This window comes from Oculatella sp. FACHB-28, assembly GCF_014696015.1.
Classification (GTDB): Bacteria; Cyanobacteriota; Cyanobacteriia; order Elainellales; family Elainellaceae; genus JAAUTN01.
On the sequence record NZ_JACJPJ010000057.1, the window covers coordinates 111,505 to 134,608 of the forward strand.

14 protein-coding genes and 1 pseudogene are annotated in these 23,104 nt (G+C 46.7%); 14 read left to right on the forward strand and 1 reads right to left on the reverse strand.

The annotated features are described in order from the left end of the window. Nucleotides 1-1,124 precede the first annotated feature (1,124 nt). A complete protein-coding gene (locus tag H6F88_RS11740) occupies nt 1,125-2,909 on the forward strand; it encodes a hypothetical protein (protein WP_190642920.1) in 1,785 nt (594 codons plus the stop codon). 222 nt (nt 2,910-3,131) lie between these two features. Further along, nucleotides 3,132-4,502: a Type 1 glutamine amidotransferase-like domain-containing protein gene (locus tag H6F88_RS11745; protein WP_190642984.1), complete on the forward strand. Its 1,371-nt coding sequence runs from the start codon at nt 3,132-3,134 to the stop codon at nt 4,500-4,502. Nucleotides 4,503-4,615: 113 nt separating this feature from the next. Here the strand turns inward: H6F88_RS11745 and H6F88_RS11750 are convergent, their stop codons facing one another. After that, nucleotides 4,616-4,990: a nuclear transport factor 2 family protein gene (locus tag H6F88_RS11750; protein WP_190642921.1), complete on the reverse strand. Its 375-nt coding sequence runs from the start codon at nt 4,988-4,990 to the stop codon at nt 4,616-4,618. Between the two features lie 127 nt (nt 4,991-5,117). Here H6F88_RS11750 and H6F88_RS11755 point away from each other — a divergent pair. The 12 genes and pseudogenes from H6F88_RS11755 (at nt 5,118) to H6F88_RS11810 (ending at nt 22,869) form a co-directional block, all read left to right on the forward strand. Continuing rightward, nucleotides 5,118-5,839 (forward strand): annotated as a pseudogene (locus tag H6F88_RS11755) (IS5 family transposase). A gap of 413 nt (nt 5,840-6,252) precedes the next feature. Continuing rightward, nucleotides 6,253-6,672 carry a VOC family protein gene (locus tag H6F88_RS11760; RefSeq protein ID WP_190642922.1) on the forward strand — a complete coding sequence of 140 codons (420 nt, stop codon included), beginning with the start codon at nt 6,253-6,255 and terminating at the stop codon, nt 6,670-6,672. 52 nt (nt 6,673-6,724) lie between these two features. Next, complete coding sequence (locus H6F88_RS11765; protein WP_190642923.1) at nt 6,725-7,237, forward strand: DUF1579 domain-containing protein; 513 nt, start codon at nt 6,725-6,727, stop codon at nt 7,235-7,237. 27 nt (nt 7,238-7,264) lie between these two features. After that, nucleotides 7,265-7,837, forward strand: coding sequence for a putative glycolipid-binding domain-containing protein (locus H6F88_RS11770; protein WP_190642924.1), 573 nt, complete (start codon nt 7,265-7,267; stop codon nt 7,835-7,837). An 857-nt stretch (nt 7,838-8,694) separates the two neighbouring features. Then, nucleotides 8,695-9,921, forward strand: coding sequence for a response regulator (locus tag H6F88_RS11775; protein ID WP_190642925.1), 1,227 nt, complete (start codon nt 8,695-8,697; stop codon nt 9,919-9,921). Between the two features lie 2 nt (nt 9,922-9,923). Continuing rightward, on the forward strand, nt 9,924-10,280 hold the full coding sequence (locus H6F88_RS11780; protein WP_190642926.1) for a response regulator: 357 nt from the start codon (nt 9,924-9,926) through the stop codon (nt 10,278-10,280). Between the two features lie 15 nt (nt 10,281-10,295). Then, entirely contained in the window at nt 10,296-10,805 is a 510-nt protein-coding gene (locus H6F88_RS11785) for a chemotaxis protein CheW (RefSeq protein ID WP_190642927.1), read from the forward strand. A gap of 278 nt (nt 10,806-11,083) precedes the next feature. Further along, nucleotides 11,084-12,193 (forward strand): TRAP transporter substrate-binding protein DctP, encoded by a 1,110-nt coding sequence (gene dctP, locus H6F88_RS11790; protein ID WP_190642928.1) that lies wholly within the window; start codon nt 11,084-11,086, stop codon nt 12,191-12,193. 47 nt (nt 12,194-12,240) lie between these two features. Next, the gene (locus H6F88_RS11795) at nt 12,241-15,228 is read left to right on the forward strand and encodes a cache domain-containing protein (protein WP_190642929.1); all 2,988 of its coding nucleotides are present in this window, start codon (nt 12,241-12,243) and stop codon (nt 15,226-15,228) included. A gap of 113 nt (nt 15,229-15,341) precedes the next feature. Next, nucleotides 15,342-17,816: a methyl-accepting chemotaxis protein gene (locus tag H6F88_RS11800; RefSeq protein ID WP_190642930.1), complete on the forward strand. Its 2,475-nt coding sequence runs from the start codon at nt 15,342-15,344 to the stop codon at nt 17,814-17,816. Nucleotides 17,817-17,876: 60 nt separating this feature from the next. Further along, the gene (locus tag H6F88_RS11805; RefSeq protein WP_190642931.1) at nt 17,877-21,191 is read left to right on the forward strand and encodes a response regulator; all 3,315 of its coding nucleotides are present in this window, start codon (nt 17,877-17,879) and stop codon (nt 21,189-21,191) included. Nucleotides 21,192-21,678: 487 nt separating this feature from the next. After that, nucleotides 21,679-22,869, forward strand: a complete 1,191-nt coding sequence (locus H6F88_RS11810; protein WP_190642932.1) for a response regulator — start codon at nt 21,679-21,681, stop codon at nt 22,867-22,869. Nucleotides 22,870-23,104 lie beyond the last annotated feature (235 nt).

The following is a 23,104-nucleotide window of genomic DNA, read 5'->3' on the forward strand; positions in this document are numbered from 1 at the left end:
ACGCGGAAGATCAAAATCGGTGGTTGGAATTGACAATACAGAGAAACTTACTTCAAGCCTACGTTGCCCAGTCTGAATTGGTTAGCCCGCTCACCCGTAAGAGTATAGCGATCGCCCCATTATTTCTTAATTGCCCCACGAGACTAGGATCATACAACTTTGTCTCTAGGATCTATCAACATCAAACAAACGTACTAGCAGTCGTATGCTTTTATCAAATGCCGCGCTATGTAGGAAATGGTTCGATCAGCAGGATCGTTTGTGGGCTAATTTCTCCGATTTATTCCGATAAAAATCTGCGAGAAGTTTAAATTGCTTAACAATTGACAAAATTGACACAAATTCTAGAATCCAGTTACGTTGTCTGGTTTGGTTAGGTCTATCTCACGTGAACCTAGATGGACTTAACAGCATGAAACTCCTTCCCCGCTTTATTTTTAGCAGTTTAGGGATTCACTTCATCCGACCTGTCACTTGTCCAAGTGATGAAGAGTTGACAAATTGACGCTAGATTCTAGGATTGGGCAACAAAATTTTTAGCTTAAAGTAGTTGTCACTAGATATAGCGTAGCTAAGAACCTAGAGAGGGCTTTGTTTCAACCCAAGCAACTAGGGATAGATAAGCAGTAAAGAATTGACAAATTGACAAAGAATTCTCGAATTAAGCAACAAACATTTGGTGAAACGAAGTTGACAAAGTTGACAGGTTGCCTAGTATCTCAAAACATTATTGCCAGTTGAGTCTAGATTAGCGAAACAAAATGTGTTGACAAGGTTGACAGGCTTTCTAGAGTGGCGAAACAAAGCTATGGAAGGGCGATTGCCATTGCTCTAGTATGACACTACGAAAAAAAGTGTTGCTAAATTTTTGCGCCTAGAATCAACTAACAATCTGATCATGGAAATAAGGCAGCTAAATCATTTCAGCTATTGTTGCCAAGTCTAAAGGGGAGTTTGAGCAAACGGTGTTGACTCAACTGATGGTGGACAAAAACAGGTTGTTTAATAATCAGACGCAATACCTATCAAGAGAATCTTTAGGGTTGTAGACCTCTAATCATTCGCAGCTTTCACCAAATTGTGAGAGCAACATTTGTGTGCAAATTAAAAGTTCAGAGTTTGGTATGAAAGAAACCAGCACAATCCGCTTTGAAAGCGTATGTGAGTGGGAAGACACATTTCTATCGCTGTTTCCTCACCGCTTTGACTACATTTGGGCAAGACATCCTGATTTAGATGCACCTGTCGAGTGGAAAACGGAGAGCCGTCACCCTTTATCAGATCGTTTGATTCGTCAGGGTGCTTATCTTTATGGTGTTCGCTTTGGAGCTGAGACTAACTATTGCCTACTGGACATTGACGCGGGTAGTCTCTATCATCCCAAACGAGATCCGCTGGCAGTTTCGCGAATTGTGGCTGCGTTGGAGCCCCTTAGTTTGGTCCGGTATATTGCCTGTACCTCTAGCTATAGTGGCGGTTTGCATCTCTATTTTCCGTTTCAACAGGTTCAAAGCTCTTGGCAGTTGGCGATCGCCATTGCCTGTTCGCTTGAAAATGCTGGCTTTAAGCTTCAACCTGGACAATTGGAAGTTTTTCCAAACCCAAAGCCCTATGCAGCAGATGGCAATCTAAGTTTGTTTAACGCTCACCGATTACCGCTACAAATCGGTTCTTATTTATTAAATGAGGCATGGCAGCCCGTTTGGACTGATTCTCAAGCCTTTGTAAACCAATGGGTATTTGCTCAGCAGTACAACGACATTGATGAAAAAACACTCAAACAAATCCTTAAACAGGCAAAGCGAAAACATTTCGGCATCTCTGGTAAAGCTGAGAAATTTATCAATGATCTAAATGCTGAAATCGAATTGGGTTGGACAGGACATGGACAAACTAATCGATTGCTGGGACGTATCACTATGAGAGCTTATATTTTTCATCACGTTCTCTCAGGTGGAGAACCACTGAGAGGAGAAGCTCTTGTGGGTGAAATTTTTGAAATAGCTCGATCCTTACCTGGCTATCAGGAATGGTGTCGTCATCAGCATGAAATTGAACACCGGGCAGAGGAATGGGCACGGTGTATTGAAAGTAGTCATTACTTCCATTTTGGAGATCAGAGTAAAAAGGTTTCTACTACTTTGCACGATCCAGAACTGGTGAGTGCAGTTGATCAATCTCCATCCTGGAATCAACGTCAGTCTGCTGCAACCAGAGATCGAATTAGAAGGGCGATCGCAGACTTGCTTGAGAAAAATAGTTTGCCTGTAAAGGCGACAGCTCGATTTCAAACTTTGCTGCAATACGGTGTAGGTGGGGCATCTCTTTATCGTCACCGAGACCTGTGGCATCCTACTTATTTTGATGTTAGCTGTTTTGATATTGATTACTCGGATGGATCTCCTGTAGAAAATGAGTCTTCATATGAGTCACCTGTGGAAAAACCCCCAGACCCCCAAAACTTCAATACGGACAGCCAGTTAGATAGCGTTAGTTACGCATCTAACTGGCTCAGTCCTTCAAGCTTATTATCTATGGATGGCGGTAATAGTAAGTCTGGACAGGGATTGGGCGATCGCGTTGCCTCTAGTACTCCTTTAGACGACAGTAATGGTGATACCAAGGTTGACAACGCTGCCTCTGCCAAATTTGCTCCTCTCACCACCTCAGACTCACTTTTGGGAGTGCAATATATCCAGCAAGCGTTATCTAACGTTAAAGCGGTTCAAGCAGCGTTTCAGGAGACTGCTTGTCTGGCTCAAGCACAACATCAGCGTCTTAAAGCGGAAGCGGCAGAACAACGACATATTGCCCGGATGCAGCAGTTTCTTGACTCTGGCGACCCGATTTTGGTTGCAGAAGCGATGGCATGGGCACGGGCTAATCCAGGAGTCTTGCAACTGAAATGATTTCAGTGCTCTCTTTAACTAGACTTCCTGCATGAATCGCTTTTTGAGGCGTGAATGGTAGCGTAGAAGATCTATTCTTTAGAGTTTCTTCCCAGGAGAAGGATAAGAGGAAATGATAGATTTGGGTGTTTGATTTCGCAAAAGTCTTTTAACTATTGAGAGTTCGCCTGATTGAACCTAGCTATTTGCCTCAAAGCAGATGTCTTTTAACAGCACTCACCCATGACAAAAGTAACTCGTTTGGTACTGATTTCAAAAGTTGCGATCGCTCTCACTTTGGCTGCGTTCGGAGTCCAAGCTTCTCCTGCTAGAGCAGGCTCTTTGGTACTTGTGGGTGGAGAATGGGCTTTTCCTGGCAGTGGTGGTAGTGAGGAAACCTACGGGGTTTCTATCTACCAAAAGATTGTTGATTTAGCAGGGGGAACTGCTGGTGCCAAAATTGGCATTATTTCTACTGCCAGTTCTAATCCGCCTCGTTCGGCAGGCTTTTATCTTGAAGATTTTGAGATTTTGTACGGCGATTCTGTGGATGTAGAGTATATCCCAATCACGCGGGATACTTGCAGTGATTATAAGAATGACCCCAATTCTTCAGTTGTGAGTCAAATTAGTGATCGCAACGCCTTTATTTTTACGGGTGGGGATCAGTCTTTTATTACTGACTGCTTCTTCAATGAAGATGCAGCGACTCAGACTCGTACTGATACTGCGTTGATTGAGTCGTTGCGACAACAGTTCGATAAGGGTGCAGTGATTGCGGGTACTAGTGCTGGAACGGCTGTGCAGCCTAGCGAACCAATGGTGACAAACGGAGAAAGCTACGAGGGATTGCGGGATGGTCCAGTCAGTCTTGTAGGCAGTCCACCGTTCGATAATACGCTGTACTATAACCCGTTGGGAGGGTTGGGCTTCTTTGAATATGGTTTGTTAGATAGCCACTTTAGCGAACGTGGAAGACAGGGACGGATCATTCGTCTAGCATCTGATTTGGGTGTTAACAAAGCCTATGGTGTAGATGAGAACACCGCTCTGGTCGTAACTGATGCGGGAACTGAAGCAGTCAACTTCTCGGTTTTAGGGCAGGGGGGAGTGTCTATCTTTGACCTATCCGAAGCCAACGTGGGTGAAAAAAATAGTTATTGGACAATCGGTGGAGTTACAGAAGCCTACTTGAATGAGGGTGATCAGTTCAATCCCCTGACGAATGAGGCTGCTTTTGGCAATAAAACGCCGATTACAAACGAGCAATCTGGTGAGGTTCCACTAGAAAGAAATATTTTCAGCTATTTTGATGATGAACTAGGTACCTGGACTGATCCACGAGCCTTCACGGAAACGGCGATCGCCCTGTTTAACAGTACCGAAACTCAAGCCTTTGGTCAGAGTCTTGAGTCTAATCCAACCTATGGTGTAACTCTGACTAAATCTCCTGGGGCAACTGGGTTTTCTGGCACCGATAGCCAGGGAAATGTGCGCTATTCCTTTGAAGATTTGGAAATTGCGATCGCTCCTGTCCCTGAGCCTGGGACACTGTTAGGTTTATTTAGCATTGGCGCACTAGGACTGGGATATCGACTTCAACAAAAGCGTTAGTCATAAGCGTGATTCTTAAAGGGAGGTAGGCTTCGGTCTGCCCCTTTTTTGTTCTCATCATTTACATGACAATGCGGCTGCTCCCCACCAAACACTCACTTGTCACGTTGGCATTATTGAGGAATGATTTGACTCACATGACCTGCTATGATTTGCCAGCGGTTTTGTCGTTGCATCCAGACACGAGTAAAGCGATAAGTTTCTGAGAAAGCTTGACCGTTAAGAACCCCACCAATTTCTGCTTTGAGGGTGACGACGACGCAATCGCTACTGTAAGGATGAAACTGGCGATCGCTAATCTCCAACTTTGTGAACCGAAAAACTCCAGAGCGGTATGCGTCCAAATCGGATTGCTTGTTACTTACAAAACCAGTGTGCATTGTCCAAACCAGGTCGTCGGCAATCAGCTCATCCAGTACAGCAACATTGCTAGTGAGCATAGCTTGCTGCAATTTTTCTTCCAAATTTTCGATAGTTCTATTATCCATCGCTGGTTTCCCCTCTATGGGTTGAGGAACGTTTAAGTTTTACTGAGATTAACGGCGTTGTTGCATGGAGGAGTTGCGGATAGGCGAGGTGATAGGTTTGAAGTACCACCAACAAACCTTCACAGCAATGAGCTACCGTATCTGCAACTGGTCTGAGTATAACGCTGGGCTCAAGCAACGAGGAAGCCTAACGTTTTGGATAGACCAATCGGCATTGGAAGGGTGGATAGAGCCGTACTTAAGCGGTCAGCCTGGAGCATCGAACCAGTATAGCGACTTGGCGATTGTGACGATGGCGAAGGAGAGTGGAAAACTCGGCAACACGGAGTGGGTAAACGACGCACTTGGCGCAAATTGCACGTGGGAGTCGATGAGGCAACAGGAGAAATCCTGGCAGCAGTGGTGAGCACCAATGACGTGCATGATGGTGAAGTCTTAGATGATATCCTCGAGCAGATTGAAGCAGACATTGAGCAAGTCACAACGGATGGAGCCTACGACCATAGTCACTGCTACGAGGAGATTGCCGAGCGAGGAGCCAAAGCGGTGATTCCACCCCGCAAGGATGCAGTAATTTGGCAGCATGGTAATTGCAAAGCTCCACCCCATCCTAGGGACGAGAATCTCCGCTACATTCGCAAGCATGGGCGCAAAAAGTGGAAACGGGATTTTGGCTATCATCGTCGGTCCTTAGCAGAAACGACGATGTTTCGCTTCAAGGTGATCTTTGGCGGTAATCTCACCACTCGCAAGTTTGACAATCAGGCAGCCGAGTTATTCATCAAGTGTGCTGCTCTCAATCGCATGATCCAAGTTGCAAAGCCTGATAGCTATGAAGTTAAAGCTTAATCTCAACCTAGTTTAGAACTTGATTGGCTCAATTCTCAATCATGCAACAACGCCGAGATTAACTGCAATAACTTCGCTACTGAGAACAGTAATCTTCATTTTAGGATAGCGCTCGCTCTGGCTTGCTCTCATCTCACAGCAAAGGGTGAACTGATTCCTGTATGTTCTGCATTTTCCTCTGTAGTTATTAACCCGGCAATGTAAGTTCCAAAAGGGAATCTAGCGTTTTCGACGGTTACAGCCTAGAAAATGCAAGATCAATGATTGCCGGTTTAATAGGTTTTCCTAAAGATAAATTGCAGGAGTGAGTAAAATTGATAAACAATAGTACAATTGAACTATTGCGTGTGGGATAGCTCTATCACTTTAGGCGATCGCAATTCTCGATTATTCTTTAGCCAAAGGAGCGTACCATGAAGTTGAATTCTTACTTGATGTTTAATGGTCAGTGTGAAGCAGCGTTTAAGTTCTACGAACGGTGCTTAAACGGGAAAATCACAGATATGATGACCTATGCACAGTCTCCAGACCCATCTATGATTGCGCAGATGCCCTCAGAGTGGCGCGATCAAATCATGCATGTTGCACTGATGATAGACGATCAGGAATTAATGGGTTCTGACAATCCCCCTGGATACACGGAAGAGCCAAAAGGGTTCTCCGTATCGATTGGACTGGACAATCCCTCGGAAGCAGAGCGCATCTTTCACGCATTGGCAGAAAATGGAACGATCCGGATGCCGCTCCAACAGACGTTTTGGGCTTACCGTTTTGGAATGTTAGTCGATCAATTTGGCATTCCCTGGATGATTAATTGTGATCAAGCCGCCTGATGCCCAGCTCAAGAAATACTGTAGTTTTTTGAAAGAATAAGGAGATAAAGCAATGGAGACTAATACAGTTCAACAGGAGTCAATGATGCATTCTGAACCTCAAAAAGAACATCATTGGCTCCAGAGATTAGTTGGTGAATGGACATATGAAACTGAAGCATTAATGGGGTCAGATCAGCCGCCAGCCAAATGTACGGGAAACGAAAGTGTGCGATCGCTCGGCGAACTTTGGGTTGTGGCAGAAGGATACGGTGAGATGCCCGATGGTGATACCGCAACAACCATGATGACGCTTGGCTATGACTCCCAAAAACAACAGTATGTAGGCACTTGGGTTGGGTCAATGATGACCTACCTGTGGACATACAAGGGTGAGATGAATACCACTGAAACGGTGCTGTCACTCCACAGCGAGGGTCCTGCAATGTCTGGTGAAGGGAAGATGGCAGAGTATAAGGACGTGATTGAGTTTAAGGGCGATGACCACCGAGTGATGACTTCTCACCTCTTGAAGGACGATGGACAGTGGCAACAGTTCATGACTGTGAATTATCATCGCAAGTAATCTGAACCTTGTCTAATCAGTGCTTTGATGAGCTCTCTCGATCACACAATTCTTTGGCAGAGATTGGATCTGCCTGGACACGACATCTGCCGACTCTGGAAATCTACTGCTGGCTGGCAATTATCCGGTACAGCGATCTTCCTGTTCGAGCAGATGCCGTGCCTCCTTGCTTATGAGGTGAGTGTTAATAACAGTTGGCAGACCTGTGCTGCCAGTGTTTCGGGTTTCGTTGGTCAATCAGACGTTGCGCTAGCGATCGCTCCTACTTCGAACGGACATTGGAGTATCAACGGAATAGAGTCCCAGGAAACAGCAGGCTGTATGGACCTTGACCTCGGCTTTACGCCAGCCACTAACTTGATCGCAATCCGTCGCATGGCGTTGAGAGTTGAGGAACAATCACGAGCCCCCGTAGCATGGCTGGACTTTCCAGACTTCAAACTAAAACAACTTGAGCAGTACTACCGTCGTGTCTCAAGCTATGAATATGAGTATGCGGCCCCCGACGTAGACTATGCTGCAACATTAGAAGTTGATCGTTTTGTGGCACGCCTACAAGTGAAAGCCACGGAACCATCAGTACCGGATGACTTCATCTAATTACTAATTCCAAAAATTAGGGATACAGAGGGAAGGGCACCCCGCCGAGGGGTGCCCTTCCCTCTGTATCCTCTTTGTAGAGAAACGGTATAACTCTCCTATCAATTGCATCCGTTACGTGTTGCACGTGTTGCACGTGTTGCAGTAGAATTGCCCTAACTCGTAGAATTTACACGTTAGGAAAAAGTACCAAAGTCTTATTAGTGTAAACTTTGTTTAAGTTTCAACATAACCGTATTGCAAGATGGTTTAGGCAGTTCAATTGATTTTCTTGTTGCCCAGCGTACCTTTGCGGAAATACGGTTGAGATTACATTAATCTAGGGCTCAAGGTTCAAAGAATCTTCATACAAATCGCTAGTCTTTGAGGCAGCGAGAGGATATTGTGTTGGGAGTAATGCTCGGCATTTGCATCAAAAGTTGCGCAAAAGCACGAATTGCATCTAACTTCTATATAGGTCAATACCTTTTGTGCAACAAACAGTCTGTTTTGGCTTCTACCTGCTCTGACTATAATGTAGTAACGAACCAGGCTAGAACTGTACTAGTCACCAGAATATTTCAGGTCATCGCCACAGCTTAGGGTGTAAGCTTTCCAGGTTCGAACCTAATGCAGTTAACACTTAGTGTTGCTATCCGCCTAGCTGATTGTGCTTCTATCGCTGCTAATTGTGCTTCTACCTGTAGTCATATTTTTGGGAAAATTGTCCTGCTTAACTTGATGTTGTTTCCCTAGCTGATTGGTTGTCTTGCTGTCAGTTCTACATTAATTGTTCAACCCTTCCCTCGAAGGGCTGTTTTGCTTATCTCAATGGCACAAAGTGACTGTCTACTCAATACATTCCCTGTTGATTCGTCATGGTCATACCGGCAATTTATAACTTTGCGTTTCAAGCGCAAGAGTTGCCCCAGAAACTGAACCACGCAACTCAAGATTTGCTTGAAGGCACGCATACGGGCTATTGGCTTTGTGAATTTCCTGCTGCTCCTAAAAACAGTCAAGTCAATCCGTTATATATTGCTTTACTAGAAGGACGGGTTGTCTTCTCAGGGAAACAACAGTTCTCCTGGCCGAGCTTGCTTGAAACACTGCAGCGTTATATCCCTCGTCTCCGCCACAGCAGCGTCAGGCAAACGATTCTCACTTTAGAGCGGAAACTCACTTCAACGCAGCATAATGCAAAACGCATTATTATTCCCAGGCTGTTGAACGAACTGCGTAAGCTGAGCCTGGTCGAGCAGTCAGAAATTACCCAAGCATTGCGGCTGAAGATATTGTCAGACCTGGACCTGTGTTTGTTTGATTGTTCAGGACAAGCTCAGTTTTTGCCATCCCCTCAGTTACACGTGGAATCTCCAATTCCCGGTTTTGAACTAGAAAGCTTGCTTTCTGATGTTCAAAAGCGACAGGCGTTATGGCATAAACTCCAGGCTCAGATTCCTTCTATGGATAGCGTTCCAACTCTCAACACTGAGGCGGTGTCCCGCTCAAATTTATCGATTGAACAAAAACGACGCTTGGAAAATCTGGTTTTACATGGCAAAACCTTGAATGAGATTGCTGAAACGCTAGCTCAAGATTCATTAGAAATTGCTAAAGGGTTTGCCAAACTGGTCAACGAAGGATTAGTTACGCTTGACACATCTACCGCTGCTATTGTTCCAGAGATTGTCATTGTTGACGATTCTCCAATCATTTTGAATCAGTTCAAGCGTTTGGTTACGACTTGGGGCTATCAGGTGAAGCTCTCTCAAAACCCTGCTACTGCACTTAAAACAATCCTGTACTCCAACCCGGCAATTATCTTTCTAGATATCAATATGCCGGAAATAACGGGCTTTGATCTGGTTAAGCAAATTCGTCGTCAGCCTAAGTTGGCTTCGGTTCCTTTAGTGATGTTAACGGCTGAGAAAACGCTTTCCAATAACTGGCGAGCACAGTGGGGTGGCTGTAAGTTCTTGTCAAAACCGGTGGTGATGCAGGAGGTACCACGATTTCAGGTTGAGCTTCGAGAATTGTTAGGAGAATTAGCGCCGCTACAAGCCTCAAATCAGGTTGAGACGCATTTAGTCCAGGAGAAGTGATCATGAGATTTCTAATTGTTGATGATAGCGCTGTAGATCGGCATTTCTTAACATCCTTACTTGAGGGAATGGGGCATCAGGTTGAGTCTTGCGAAAGTACGGCAGGGGTGATTGATAAGATTGCGACTGGCAATTACACCGCTGTATTTCTTGACATTGTCATGCCTGAACAGGATGGCTATAAGTTTTTGCGGGAGTTGCGTTCTAACCAGAACACGGCAAAGCAGCATGTCATCTTTTATTCCAGCAAGAAGACTGCTGTGGAAATCAATTATGGAATTAAACGAGCTGGGGCAAATGACTATTTGCCGAAACCCATGACTCGCGAACGTCTCGAACAAACCTTGCAAAAGTTCTAAAGTTTGAGGCCAGATATGATAGACGCTGCGGCAGAGGGTCTTATGCAGGGAGAGACGGAGTTGACAACGTCGCCGTCTCTGCAAGATCGCTATATTCTCACTCAAGTTGGAGATCAACAATTTGCTTTTCCGTCGGTGTGTGTGGCTGAGATTTTGTTGATTGAGCGATCGCAAATCTTAGCGTTGCCCTTTTACGATGCGGCCATTCTGGGAGTGGTTCATAATCATGGACGGATTGTGCCGCTGGTTGAAATTCAGCGGTTGTTTAAGAAAACATCCGGATTAATGCGAGAAACCGTGAATGTGGTGCAGCTAAGCCAGGAGACTGAGCATCTGGCAGGTATTGGGATTGTAGTTGATCAAATTTTGGATAACCGTTCGCCTGGGCAACTTCCCGATGACGTATTGGGTGTTGCTGCATCTAAGCTTTCTGGAACTGTATCGTCGCCTGTTCAGGGATCAATTCAGCTTTTTCGTCCTGAACTGTTGAGCGATCGCCTTTGGACACCTCAATACTGGCATTAAATCCCGAGGAACCAATCGTATTGCTGTAGGGGTGGGTACCACTCACGCTTGGCGAAGACCTGAATGACTAGGGACGTGAACTGTGAGAGTTAGTGATACCGATTTGAATAGATTTCGCAACACATCAATTTCTGTAAGGGCGCACTGCGGTGCGCCCCTACACGCCTCTGCAACGTCCTCAAATTAAATCGGTATGAGTACTGCCTACCCTGCAAAAGATGGTATATGAACTGGACCGTTTTGCTTGAAACCTCATTCACCCTTAAACGAGAAGAACTGTGAAACGTAGACATTTACTTCGTCAACTCACCATTGGCACCGCTACAGCAGGCACTCTAGCTGCGTGCAGCAACCAACCCCAATTTTTTGGCTCTCAAGTTCAATCAGGTTCTCAGCCCCGAGTTGAGTGGCGAATGGCAACCAGTTGGCCCGAAAACTTGGATATTGTGTTTGGGATAGCAAAACTGATTTGCGATCGCGTTAGTGAGTTAACGGGTGGAAATTTTCTGATCACAGCCTTTCCTGCTGGTGGAATTGCCCCTCCTCTGGAAATCTTGGATACCATCCAGGCGGGCACTGCCGAATGTGGTCACACGGCTGGCTATTACTACACCTCCAAAAATCCAGCTTTTGCCTTTGCGACCAGTGTGCCGTTTGGGCTAAGTCCTAACCAACATCTAGCCTGGATGTATGGGGCAGGTGGGTTAGACCTGCTGCGGGAAGTGTATGCCGACTACAACGCAATCAACTTTCCCGCAGGCAGTACAGGCAACCAAATGGGAGGTTGGTTTAAGCGAAAAGTAAACACCCTGGCTGACTTGAAGGGGCTAAAAATTCGGATGCCGGGTTTGGGTGGAGAGGTGATGAAGCGTTTAGGGGCAGCCGCCCAAACTCTCCCGCCTGAAGAAATTCCACCTGCTCTTGAGCGAAATGATATTGAGGCAGCAGAGTGGGTTGGCCCTTACGAAGATGAGAAATTAGGACTAAACAAAGTTGCTCCATTCTACTACTACCCAGGATGGCATGAGCCTGGAACCACTTATGAACTGATTGTGAATCGTGGCTCCTGGGATCAGTTGCCTACCGGCTATCAGCAAGCTCTGCAAGCTGCTGCTGCTGAAGCTCAGATTATGATGCTCTCGCAATATGACGCAGCCAATCGCGAGGCATTGCAGCGATTAGTGAGTAGTGGAACGGAGTTGACCCCTTACTCTAGCGAAATTATCAATGGCGCACAAGCCGCAGCCCTGGAGCTATACGAAGGATTTTCTAGCCAGGATGGCGGTTTTCGTAGGATTTATGACAACTGGAAAGGATTCCGCCAGGGAATTTATCAATGGAATCGAATTAACGAACAGAGTCTGGGTGAGTTTATATCTCCTAGTTAGATATCTTTCGCTTTCATGCAACTTAAATAACGTAGGAACCTATCGTTATGCCTGCCCAACATCAGAACGTATCAGATTCCCAACAGAATACTCCTAAAAATACAGCGAATTCAGCCCCATCTGCTCAAACTTCGCCTTCTCCTGGAGGTCCAGCAATGATGGATATCGCTACCTCAAAGTTAAGACAATCGCTTAGAAGATCGGGTCTGAATCTCTCGAAAGACTACCTGCTAGGCAGGGGATTGAGCATTGGTGTTAAAGCGACTATTTTGGCAACTGTGTTTGGTGTGCTGCCTGTATCGATGGTGGGTTGGTATGCCTATCGTTCTGGAGACAGTGCGATTACTCAACAGATTGCTGAGGAAAAGTTGCTTGAGGCAAATCAGCTTTCTGACCAGGTGAGTCGCTTCCTGGAAGAACGATTGGCTAACATCAAAACGGTCGCCACGATCGCCCATCACCTCATTGAAGATGAGGGAGTGGGTAATCTTAGTGTCACTTCTCCACAGCGGGCCGTGCTGGAGCAAGCTGCATCAGAGGAATTTACTACATTTGTTCAAGACTATCGAACCTACTCAAGTATTGCTTTATACGATCTCCAGGGTGAGGTGATTGCCCAATCCCAAGGTTCTGCGCGGGAACTGAATCAGAAAGATGCGGCTTACTTTCAGCAAGTTCTCAGCACAGAACAAGCCGTTGTGAGTGAACCGAATACAACGACGGGTGTAGATGGCACAGAGAGGCTCTCCATCTATGTAGCGGCTCCGGTCGCAGATGAGTCTGGAAGAACAATCGCGGTCGTTGCAGCCAGGATTCCGGTAGAGTATGTGGGCAACGCAGTTCTCAGAACAGCGAGCTTGCGCGAGGGAACAACCTACCGGCTGGTGGATAGTTCAGGCAATGTGTTCCAAGACTTACCTGATACTGACAGTAATGCACTAGGTGGGGCGATCGCTGAGGCGGTTCCCCTTTTCCCTGAAGTGAGTGCCGAAAAACGGCAGCAAGCCTGGTTAGCAGAGTCCGCAACGGGTGAACAGCTAAATGCCTATGCCCCCATCAGAACGGCTGCAAACCTGGATTGGAGCGTTGTCACCTCAGTTGAATCTAATGTTGCTTTTGTGCCTCAGGGTCAGTTGTTGCGAGCGATCGCCCTGGGTACAGTCCTAACTGCTCTCGTCGCGGCTGCGTTGGGTGCGTTTTTAGCAAAACGGGCCACTGACCCAATTCAGCGAGTCACCAAAACGGTTGAAAAGCTGGGACAAGGTGAGTTAGAAGCCCGAATCCCAGTGCGGGGTAGTGATGAGTTTGCAATTCTGGGTGCCAACGTCAACCAGATGGCGGCCCAGATTCAAAACCTGCTGCAAACCTTGCGCCAAAACTCGGAGCAGTTGAGCCATCAAAACGATATGTTGGCAAGTCTGGCTCAAAATGAAGCGCTGATTCAAGGAGATGCTCAAGAGGTGGCTAAAGCCTTTACTGAGACGATCGCCCAAACCATCCAGGTGGATTGCGTCAGCATTTGGGTGTATACGAGCGATCGCACTGGACTCACCTGTCTGGATCAGTATGACCATTCCACCAAACAGCATAAAGATGCAGATATCTTGACCGCGATTCATGCAAAGGAGTATTTTCAGGCGATTGATACGGTGATTGCCACCACAAATGCTATTGCTAACCCTGCAATTTATAACCTCTTTGCAAATGAGAAAATTGCATCTGGTATTCAGTCGGTCTTAAACATTCCAATTCAGATTGGGGGTCAAACGGCTGGCGTGATTCGCTGTGACCGCAACGCTGAGCGGGCATGGCAGGCAGATGAACAAACATTCGTCACCTCAGTCGCAAACCTGGTGTCAATTGCGATAGAAAGTGAGATTTTGCAGCAAGAAGTGAGTCATTTGCTAGACGTTGTATCTGAAGTAGAAGAAGGAGATTTGACCACTCAGGCAAGAGTGAGCGATCGCACCACAGGACTGGTTGCAGATACTTTTAACCGTTTGATTGAGCGCCTCACAGATGTAGTGACTCAAGTGGTTGAGGCGGCTCAGCAGGTTTCAGAAGGAGCCAACCAGCAAAAGGCAATGGCTGAAGTTGTGGCGACTAACACCGAACAGCAGGCACAGGCAGTTACTCAGGTTTTGCAATTGACCGAGCAAGTTGAGCAAATGGCGCAAAGCTCGGCTGAGAAGGCCAGAGCAACTACCACTTCGCTGGAAAGTGTGCGGTTCACTGTGGAACAAGGACAGGGGGCGATCGCTACTTTGACGCAAGGAATTGAGGTCTTGCAAGAAGGTACTAACCGGATCGTGCAACAGATGAAAACGCTAGGCGAATTCGTCGGACTTGCTGACCAGTTTGTGCAGGAACAAAGCCAGATTGCTTCCCTGACTCAAACACTCGCACTCAACGCTTCGCTGGTCGCTGCTCGTGCCTCTGAGCAACGCGACCCCAGACAATTTGCTGTTGTTGCCCGTGAGTTTGATTCGATCGCCAATCAGGTGGGTCGATTGGCGCAGCAAACCAACGAAGGACTGGTGACACTAGAGCAACGCAGTACCCAAATTCATAGTGTAGTTTCGATCATTGATGCCAACATTCAGAACCTGGGAGGCTTGGTGAGAGGCTTCACTGAAGGGGTTGATCAATCCAGTCAGGTATTTAGCAGTGTCCAAGTGGTGACAGAGGAAACTGTAAATGCAGGTGAGGCAGTAACTCAATCCAGCCAGGCAATCGTAAATGCGGCTCAGTCTGCGGCTCAAGTGGTTCGAGACATTGCCGAAATTGCTACCCAGACGGCGGGCTTGTCTCAACGCACCCGCACTCAGTCTGAGGAAATGAATCTGCTATCTAATCAACTGCTGCAAAGTATTGAATTCTTCCAGTTGCCAACCTTAAAAGGCGACAAAACGGTAATTCAAACACCTGTAGATCTCTCTCAGGCAAAGGTTCCAACTGTGGATATCTCTGCTAACACATCGGACAGGGTTGAAACGCATCTCTCGGCTCAAACTGTTCCTAAGCGATCGCTCTAAACAGTTTCAAGCAGGTTTCATGTTGGTCTAAACAGGACAGGGTGTGCGGTTTGAAGTGTTTTGTATCGATTTTTCGGCAACTTTCATATTCCTGAACTTTATTCAGATCGTTTATGTCATTCACACCCCACACTCCCCGACCTTCCACCCCTAACTCTGCTAGTGGAATGAGTTTTCTCAGAGCGATCAATCAGCTTCCACTCATTCAACGGTTTCGCCTCAACTCGATTGGCACCAAGTTGTTTATCTCAGTTGTGGGAGGCGCTTTGGTAGGAGTGGGTGGCATTACTTTTCTGTTTGGCGAAATCGTTAAATACCAGGCAGAAGCACAAATCCAACAAGCTGTGAGTGATAAAGTACAGCTCTTGGATGGTCGTTTGGAACAAGCCGAGCTCTTTGCAGAGAGCCTGAGAACCAGCATCCTGGCGCTGCATCTTCGCAATACCAACTCAGCCGAAACCTATCGGCAGCTGCTATTTGAATTGTTTAAAGACCGCCCCAGTTTTGTTAGGGGCTTAGGCGTTGGTCAAAGTCAAAATGGTATTTTGCCTCAGCAACAGTGGTTTTCTGCCTACTACTATCTTGATTCGGGTGAACCAGATGCGGCTGGAACGTTATTGTCTCCGCCTTACAATGACGTTCGTTATGTAGACGGAACTCAAGCCAATAGCTTTTATCCTGAAAGCGATCGCTATCGCACCTTTTTTGTCCCTCAAGAGGACGTTTGGTCATCCCCTGCCTTAGAAGAGCAACACAAGACCACCTACTATGCTCAGATTCTAAAAGATGGTGCAGGTTGGTTGGGAACAGTGTTTGTCGAACTAGACCCCACTGCATTCAATGATGTAATCGAGGCACCCGTAACGCAAGGAGCCGGATATACAGCTCTGCTGACCAGAACCGGGCAGGTGATTGCCAATCCATCTGCTGCCACTGAGGCAGACCCGGTAGCCACCTATCAATCAGTTCCGGGGCTAGAACCTGTTTGGTCAGAGATGACAGGTCAAGCCGGAATTTTAGAAGGTGAGAAGGGGTACTGGGCCTACGAACAGATTCCCGAAAGAGAGTGGATTGCAGTTGCCTTTGTGCCCTATGAAGCAGTGTTTGACCGGGTCGCACTCATTACAGTGGGTGGAACGCTTGCCGTCGGGTTGGCTTTAGCACTGGTGGTGGCTCTGTCGGTGCGATCGCTCAATCACCGCCTGCGGCCCATGTTAGCTGAGTGTCATCGGATAGCTGGTACGGATACAGAAAAGATGGCCCTAGAGCAGCAAGACGAAGTAGAACAAATCTCCACTGCTTTCTTCAAAGCCCTAGAGCAGCTCAAACTTGATCAGGAACAAATTCAGCAAGATCTGGTTAATCGCGTCCAAACCGAAGAACAATTAAAGCAGATGGCGATCGCCGAGCAAGCCAATCAAATGCTGCAAACCGAAGTTGAGCAGCTTTTAAGAATGGTTGCGGCGATCGAATCAGGTGACTTGACGGTAGAAGCCCGCAGCAGCACTGGAGTGACTGGCTCAATCGCAAATACCCTAAATCGCCTGGTCGAGCGGTTAGGACACGTCATCGCGATTGTCCTGGGCACCACCGAATATGTTGCTCAAGGGGCAAACCAGTTAGAAAAATCGGCAGTCTCTGTTTCAAATAACGCTGAACAGCAAACAGAGTCCATCATCCAGGTGCAAAACCTGATCGAGACGGTGGATGACCTATCTCAAGAGGCTGCACAACAAATAACTGCTACTAGTGAAGCAGTTCAGTTAACTCAAGCCGCAACGCTCCAAGGACAGCAAGAAATCACCACTATTTCTGAAGGAATGAGTAGCCTTCAGCAAAACACAAACCAGATCACCAAACGGGTCGAAATGCTCACCAGTTATGTGGAACTGGCGGCCCAATTTGCCAAGGACCAAAAACGAATTGCCTCCATGACTCGGATTTTGGCGGTAAATGCGTCTATGTTGGCAAACCGGGCCGCAATGCAACAAGATCCACAACAGTTTGCCAGCATTACCCGTGAGTTTGAAACGGTTGCGGCTCAGGTAGACGACCTCGCATCTCAAACCAACCAAAGTTTGATTTTGCTGCAACAGAGAACCGACCAAATTCAAACTACGGTATCTGGATTGGACTATGACGTTCAAGAAATTAGTCAGCAGGTGAGTGACTTTACCGTTGGAGTAGACCAGTCTTTGCAGGTATTTAACACGATTCAAACGGCGAGTGAGCAAGTCGATCAAACTTGGCAACAGATGGTGCAGTCCAGTCAGGCGATCGCCACTGCCGTGCAAACTGCTTTGCAGTCTATTCGTACTATTGCAGCGATCGCCGTTGAAACATCCGAGCAGGCAAGTTTGACCAAGGCACAGACCCAACAAATAGAGCAATTAGCTCAAATGTTGCTCCAGACGGTTGACTTCTTTAAGTTGCCTCCTAGCACTATCCCCAACTCATCTCATGCACCTGCATTTCCTACCTTTCACAGTCAAACTCGCCAAAACGGGCACTCTGCTTTAGAGGAGACTCATCCGAGTACTGTGAATGTTGCAGTGAGTCAGCCTGATGTGGGTCAACTGATGAACTGATTGGTATTGCCTCGATTCAACCCATGAATTTTGTTCAAGGACGCTCACAAATTAGTCATCATGTCGATTTCAGACGTTGATCCTTTAAAAGATTCAGAAGCACTCGCCGAAGCCCAGTTGCAGCAAGAGCTACTCACCCTATTTATCGTCGATACGCAAGACTGTCTGCAACGCTATAACCAAATTACTAAGCGGCTCCATGCCGAGTCCTGGACGAGTGATATTCGGGAACTTTACCGGTGTATTCACACGATCAAAGGAGGTGCGGTCACGGTCACGGCTGAAGCGATTCTAAAGCTCGCAACTGTGGTAGAAGATTTGCTGTCCGACCTCCGCTACCTCGAACTGGCTCCTCCCTTGACAGACGGCTACCTGCAGCAAACATTACTAGAAACAGGTGAACTGTTAGCCAGCGCCTTAGATTTACCCACTTCAGATGAGTCTGCTGTTGCTCAAATTGCGCCGATTTTAACTCGGGTTCAATTCCTGCATGGAGAGGTGCGGGAGCGATATCTACCCACCTGGAATGAGCAAAAACAACTGCATCAGGAGTTTGCCGATCAGGGATTTGACATGATTGTGCTGGACCTGGAGATTGCGCTGGAACAAGCCCCAGCCCAAGGTTCTGTACTGGAAATGACACGTACCCTGGCGCAGCAAACGCTGACTCAACTTCAGCAGGTAGGGCAAGATTTGCAGTTTGCGGTGGGGTGGTTTCAACTGCTTGATCAGGCTCAGCAACTGTTTGAGCGTCCAGAAAACTCAATTTGGCGATCGCAATGGTTGCGTCTCTTTCACGTCTTAAAAACTTGTGCCAAACAAAGTGGTGCTCCGGTCGCTTTTGAGCTGAACTGGACAGAAGTACCTGAAGAAGACTGGACAGCAAACAGAGAAGTGAATTCAGATGTAACTTTAGAATATGCTCCTGTACAACATCAGTTTGACTCACTCAATTTACTGGATAGTGAGTTGATCAGTGAGTTAGACGATACATCAGAAGTCTTTTCAGAAAACCTTTTAGATAGTTCTTCAGATGATGCATTGCTTGATTTCAGTCAACCCCTCTCCTTCCTGGATGAGCCAGAGCAATCCGACGACCTGACTGATACCAGCCTCTTCCTAGATGATGCGAATCTTGCCGAAGGGCTGGTCCTCGAAGAAGATTCCCTCGATTTTCTCAGTCCTGCGTCTGACCAACCCGACCTAACGACAACAGCAGAAGTTGGATTCTTAGATAGGTTTGGAGATGAGTCTAACCTGTTAGATTTTAAGGTTGATTCAGGCTCAGATGATCTGGACTGGGCAGCAGATTGGAGCGATCGCCCCTCTGATGCAGCCTCCGACCAGCTTGAGCAGGTTGACATCACGGTTGACCTGACACAAGTGGAGGATTTACCAGAGTCGCCGAATCAATCTACTGACTCCATTGCTCCAGATTCAGCACAAGCGCAAAACCTTTCAGGTGCTCAAGCTCCGTCTGCTGCTTCTCCCCGGCATATCTTTCAAGCTCCGTCCGATCGCTCTAACGACCTTGCAGATAAAATTCAGATTCCTGTTCCTCTAGAAAAACTAGATCAATCAGCTCAATATTTAATAGAAACCTTACTTACGGCTCGTACAGCCCGTGGATTTTATCAAACGCTAAAAACTCAAATCAATCAGCTAGTGGCTTTGGCTCAGGAAGGTGCCCAACATATCACTTATCTTCGCCAAATTCAGGATGACTATGCCCTTTTAGATAACCTGAGACGCAATACTCAAGGTCCGACGCCCGAACGCTATCGGCAGGGTTACACAACCATTAACCGACTGCTAGAAACAAACTTAAGGCTATCTGAATTAGGCAGAGAAACAGAACGGGTGATTCGCCAGACGGCTGAGAGTTTGCAGAACTTAGATAGCAACCTGCTCAAGCTTCAAGATACGGTTGAAGATAGTCGCCTGGTGCCATTCGAAAATCTCAGCTTCCGGGCGAGAGCAGTCCTTCGAGATCTGACAACTCGCTACGGCAAACCCGCGCAACTGGTCGTACAAGGAGAGCAGATTGAACTGGATGTCAGCACTGCCCGAAACTTGGAGCCAGCTCTGCTGCACCTGATTCGCAATGCCTATGCTCACGGATTAGAGCCTGTCGATCAACGCCTCACTCAAGGTAAGCCTGAGCAAGGTACGATTTCTCTGTCCCTTCAACGACGTGGCAACACGTTTCAACTGTCTCTGCAAGATGATGGTCGCGGCATTGATGCAGAGGTAATCCAGACCAGGGCTGAGGCATTAGGCTTACCCCTAACCCAGGCTCAAACCCCAGTTGAGCTACTATCTGTGATTTGTCAGTCAGGATTTAGCTCTGAGACTCGCGCGAATATCACGGCTGGGCGTGGAGTGGGTATGGATGTGGTTTCGGCTCAGATTGCTCGAATTGGCGGAAAGTTAAATCTTGACACTACGCTAGGAGTTGGCACAACCTTTCACCTTCAGTTTCCGGTGCCTCATCTGTTGGTTCCCTGTCTCCTGCTTCAGGCGGGCGATCGCATTTTCGCAATTCCTACAGAATCGATCAGGACGACTGCTCTACTCGATTCCTTAAACATCACTTTCCTGAAAGAAACAAATTCCGTTTACTCTCGCGTGGTTGAGAGTGAAACCGAAGCAATTCCTGCACTAGATCTACTGGAATACTGGCGACCTCAGACTCACGCCCGCCCATTACCTGACACAGCAGTTTGTCTCCACATTCGTCCTCAAGACAGCTTGCAAGGCATCTGGCTGATTGCTGATGAGCTTTTAGAACAAGCCGACTTACTGATCAATCCACTCCCCAGTCCTCTTGTTGGACCCGACGGTTTAATGGGAGTCAGCTTGCAAACCAATGGCACCCTGATTCCTGTTTTAGAAGCAACTGCTTTACTAGAACAACTTTTAACGGCTCCAGCCAAACTCCCCCAACCTACCGAAGTTCCGCCTTCTGAACCTGATGTTCCAGACCCAGAAGAGACAACGCCAACCATTCTCATCGTTGATGATGCGGCACTGATTCGACGAAGGCTTGAGATTAGCCTGCACGCCTATGGCTATTCCACTCATACCTGTGTGGATGGACTGGAAGCCTGGAACTGGCTGCAAAAACATACTCCTACTCTGATCATCACAGACATTGAAATGCCAAACATGGATGGTTTCACGCTAACCGATCGGTGCCGACAAGCAAAAGTCACAGCTCCTATTCTGGTAATCTCTTCGCGATTGTCTGAGGAATGGTTCACCGAAGCAAAACGTTTAGGAGCAACGGACTATCTGACAAAAGGCTTTTCTACCTTGGAACTGATCAACAAAGTCAAGTTTTTGTTGGATGCGGCGATGGTATCCACCCACTAGCCCAGAAGCTTTCCAGGCTGAATGAATTTTCTGCTACCTGAGCAGAAAATTCGCATCTTGAGAGACTTTGTAAAGATTTGAACTCAACTTCAATAAAGTTACGGGTGAGATACAAATCAAAGTGTAAAAAAAAATGTGTTGCACGTACGACAGAATGTACACTCGTCTGTTGAGGTTCAGCTCACACAACGCTGTTTGCTTGATGAAATTAGAAGGAAGCCCACAAATCGCCACATTGAATAAGACACAATAGATATAAGCACAATAGATGCGTCCAAAAATACTAAAATCTATTTTATGTTTTGGTGTTTTCATAGCTACTTGGTGAAGCAACTCCAGTCGTCAATTCACAGAAAAATTTAAGGTTCTAAATTTGAACTTAAAGGGATACTTGTCTGTCGCTGTAGTTTGACTGGTCTACATATTTAAGGCGATCGCATTGTTCTTATCCCTAACCTCAAAGAAATACCATTTGGTTTAGTTGCAGATGATACCAAGTCAGCTAACAGAAGAATTACAAAAATTAGGTCGAGATGAGAGTGACGGTGAGCTACTTTTAAACAGCCGTAAAGATATCTGGTGCCTTCATATCTTTCACGGTAAATTGCTTTATGCAACTAATGAATATCATCGTGCAAGACGGTGGGATAGAGCCTTAAGACAGCATTGTCCTAAATGGAATTGGGGAGCAGATTTTGCTCAATTAATGGATCATCAGCATTGGGAATATCAACTCCTTGACTTAGGCATTAACCATAAGCGACTGAGCTTAATTCAAGCGAAGCTGATAGTTCGCAGCATTATCCAGGAATGTTTATTTGAACTGAGCAATCAGACAGACTTTAAAGAGACTTGGAAAACTTGCTCAAGAGATGTGTCACCGCTCTGTAATCTCATTGCTCTGTCTTCTCCTGAAACGTATACGATCTTCAACAAAGTCGCAAAGATGCAGGAGAAATGGCACGCGGCTGGATTAGGTTATCTGAGCCCAACCCTTGCCCCAACCCTCAAGCAAGAATCTAACCTGCAAGCGACTGCTCCTAACGTAAAACAGGAAATAGATCCTCAAGCGCTGCCAATTTCGGATAAATACCTTAACGCTAACTTCACCCTGTGGGACATTGCCTTTCTGGTAGATAAATCGGTGATTGAGGTGACCCTTTCCCTCATCTCTCTTGTAGAGAAAGGAGTTTTACAATTTCAAAGAGTACCCGACCTACCCCTCTCAGCGTTTGTTCAACCCCTTGCTGGCGTTTCTGTCCAACGGGCTTCAACAGCACAGCCATCCTCAGCACAGTTAGCTCAGTTCAACCAGAAACAGCCGTTAATCGCTTGTATTGATGACAGTCCTGTATTAACTCATACGTTAAGGAAAATTCTCGCATCAGCAGGCTATCAGGTATTAAGTATTCCAGAACCGATGCGAGGATTTTCTCAACTCATTGAGCATAAGCCTGATCTGATTTTGCTAGATTTACTGCTGCCCAACGCAGATGGCTACAGTATCTGCAAGTTTTTACGAGATACTCCTGCATTTAAGGAGACACCCATTGTGATCCTAACCGCTAAAAGTGGTTCGATTGATCGAACTCGCGCTCAACTAGCCGGGGCAACTGAATTTTTGACTAAACCTCCTCGGGCTGAAGAACTACTGCAAATTGTACGAAAGTATCTCTAGATGAGTAGAGCGGAGGATGGAAGCAAAGCTAGAAGCAGCGAAGGCTTGAGTGACTTTTGCATGAGGGATCGCAGAAAGGAAGTCTTTGATTCAAGCAGAGGATAGATGGAGGGCGATCGCTTCCAGAGGACTACTGTATGCCATGCAATTGAGAATTGCTATAGCCCTCTTTCATCACTTTTGGAGAAGAGAATTTTCTCAGTCTCTCTCGTTCCTAGCTTTTAGCCAGGAATGC

Excerpts from the sequence above, each read along its gene's own strand:
- H6F88_RS11800 (WP_190642930.1), top strand. The coding sequence starts at position 15,342 with ATGTCATTCACACCCCACACTCCCCGACCTTCCACCCCTAACTCTGCT.
- H6F88_RS11795 (WP_190642929.1), top strand. The coding sequence starts at position 12,241 with ATGCCTGCCCAACATCAGAACGTATCAGATTCCCAACAGAATACTCCT.
- H6F88_RS11745 (WP_190642984.1), top strand. The coding sequence starts at position 3,132 with ATGACAAAAGTAACTCGTTTGGTACTGATTTCAAAAGTTGCGATCGCT.
- H6F88_RS11775 (WP_190642925.1), top strand. The coding sequence starts at position 8,695 with ATGGTCATACCGGCAATTTATAACTTTGCGTTTCAAGCGCAAGAGTTG.
- H6F88_RS11765 (WP_190642923.1), top strand. The coding sequence starts at position 6,725 with ATGGAGACTAATACAGTTCAACAGGAGTCAATGATGCATTCTGAACCT.
- H6F88_RS11810 (WP_190642932.1), top strand. The coding sequence starts at position 21,679 with ATGATACCAAGTCAGCTAACAGAAGAATTACAAAAATTAGGTCGAGAT.
- H6F88_RS11785 (WP_190642927.1), top strand. The coding sequence starts at position 10,296 with ATGATAGACGCTGCGGCAGAGGGTCTTATGCAGGGAGAGACGGAGTTG.
- H6F88_RS11770 (WP_190642924.1), top strand. The coding sequence starts at position 7,265 with ATGAGCTCTCTCGATCACACAATTCTTTGGCAGAGATTGGATCTGCCT.
- H6F88_RS11780 (WP_190642926.1), top strand. The coding sequence starts at position 9,924 with ATGAGATTTCTAATTGTTGATGATAGCGCTGTAGATCGGCATTTCTTA.
- H6F88_RS11760 (WP_190642922.1), top strand. The coding sequence starts at position 6,253 with ATGAAGTTGAATTCTTACTTGATGTTTAATGGTCAGTGTGAAGCAGCG.
- H6F88_RS11740 (WP_190642920.1), top strand. The coding sequence starts at position 1,125 with ATGAAAGAAACCAGCACAATCCGCTTTGAAAGCGTATGTGAGTGGGAA.
- H6F88_RS11805 (WP_190642931.1), top strand. The coding sequence starts at position 17,877 with ATGTCGATTTCAGACGTTGATCCTTTAAAAGATTCAGAAGCACTCGCC.
- H6F88_RS11750 (WP_190642921.1), bottom strand. The coding sequence starts at position 4,990 with ATGGATAATAGAACTATCGAAAATTTGGAAGAAAAATTGCAGCAAGCT.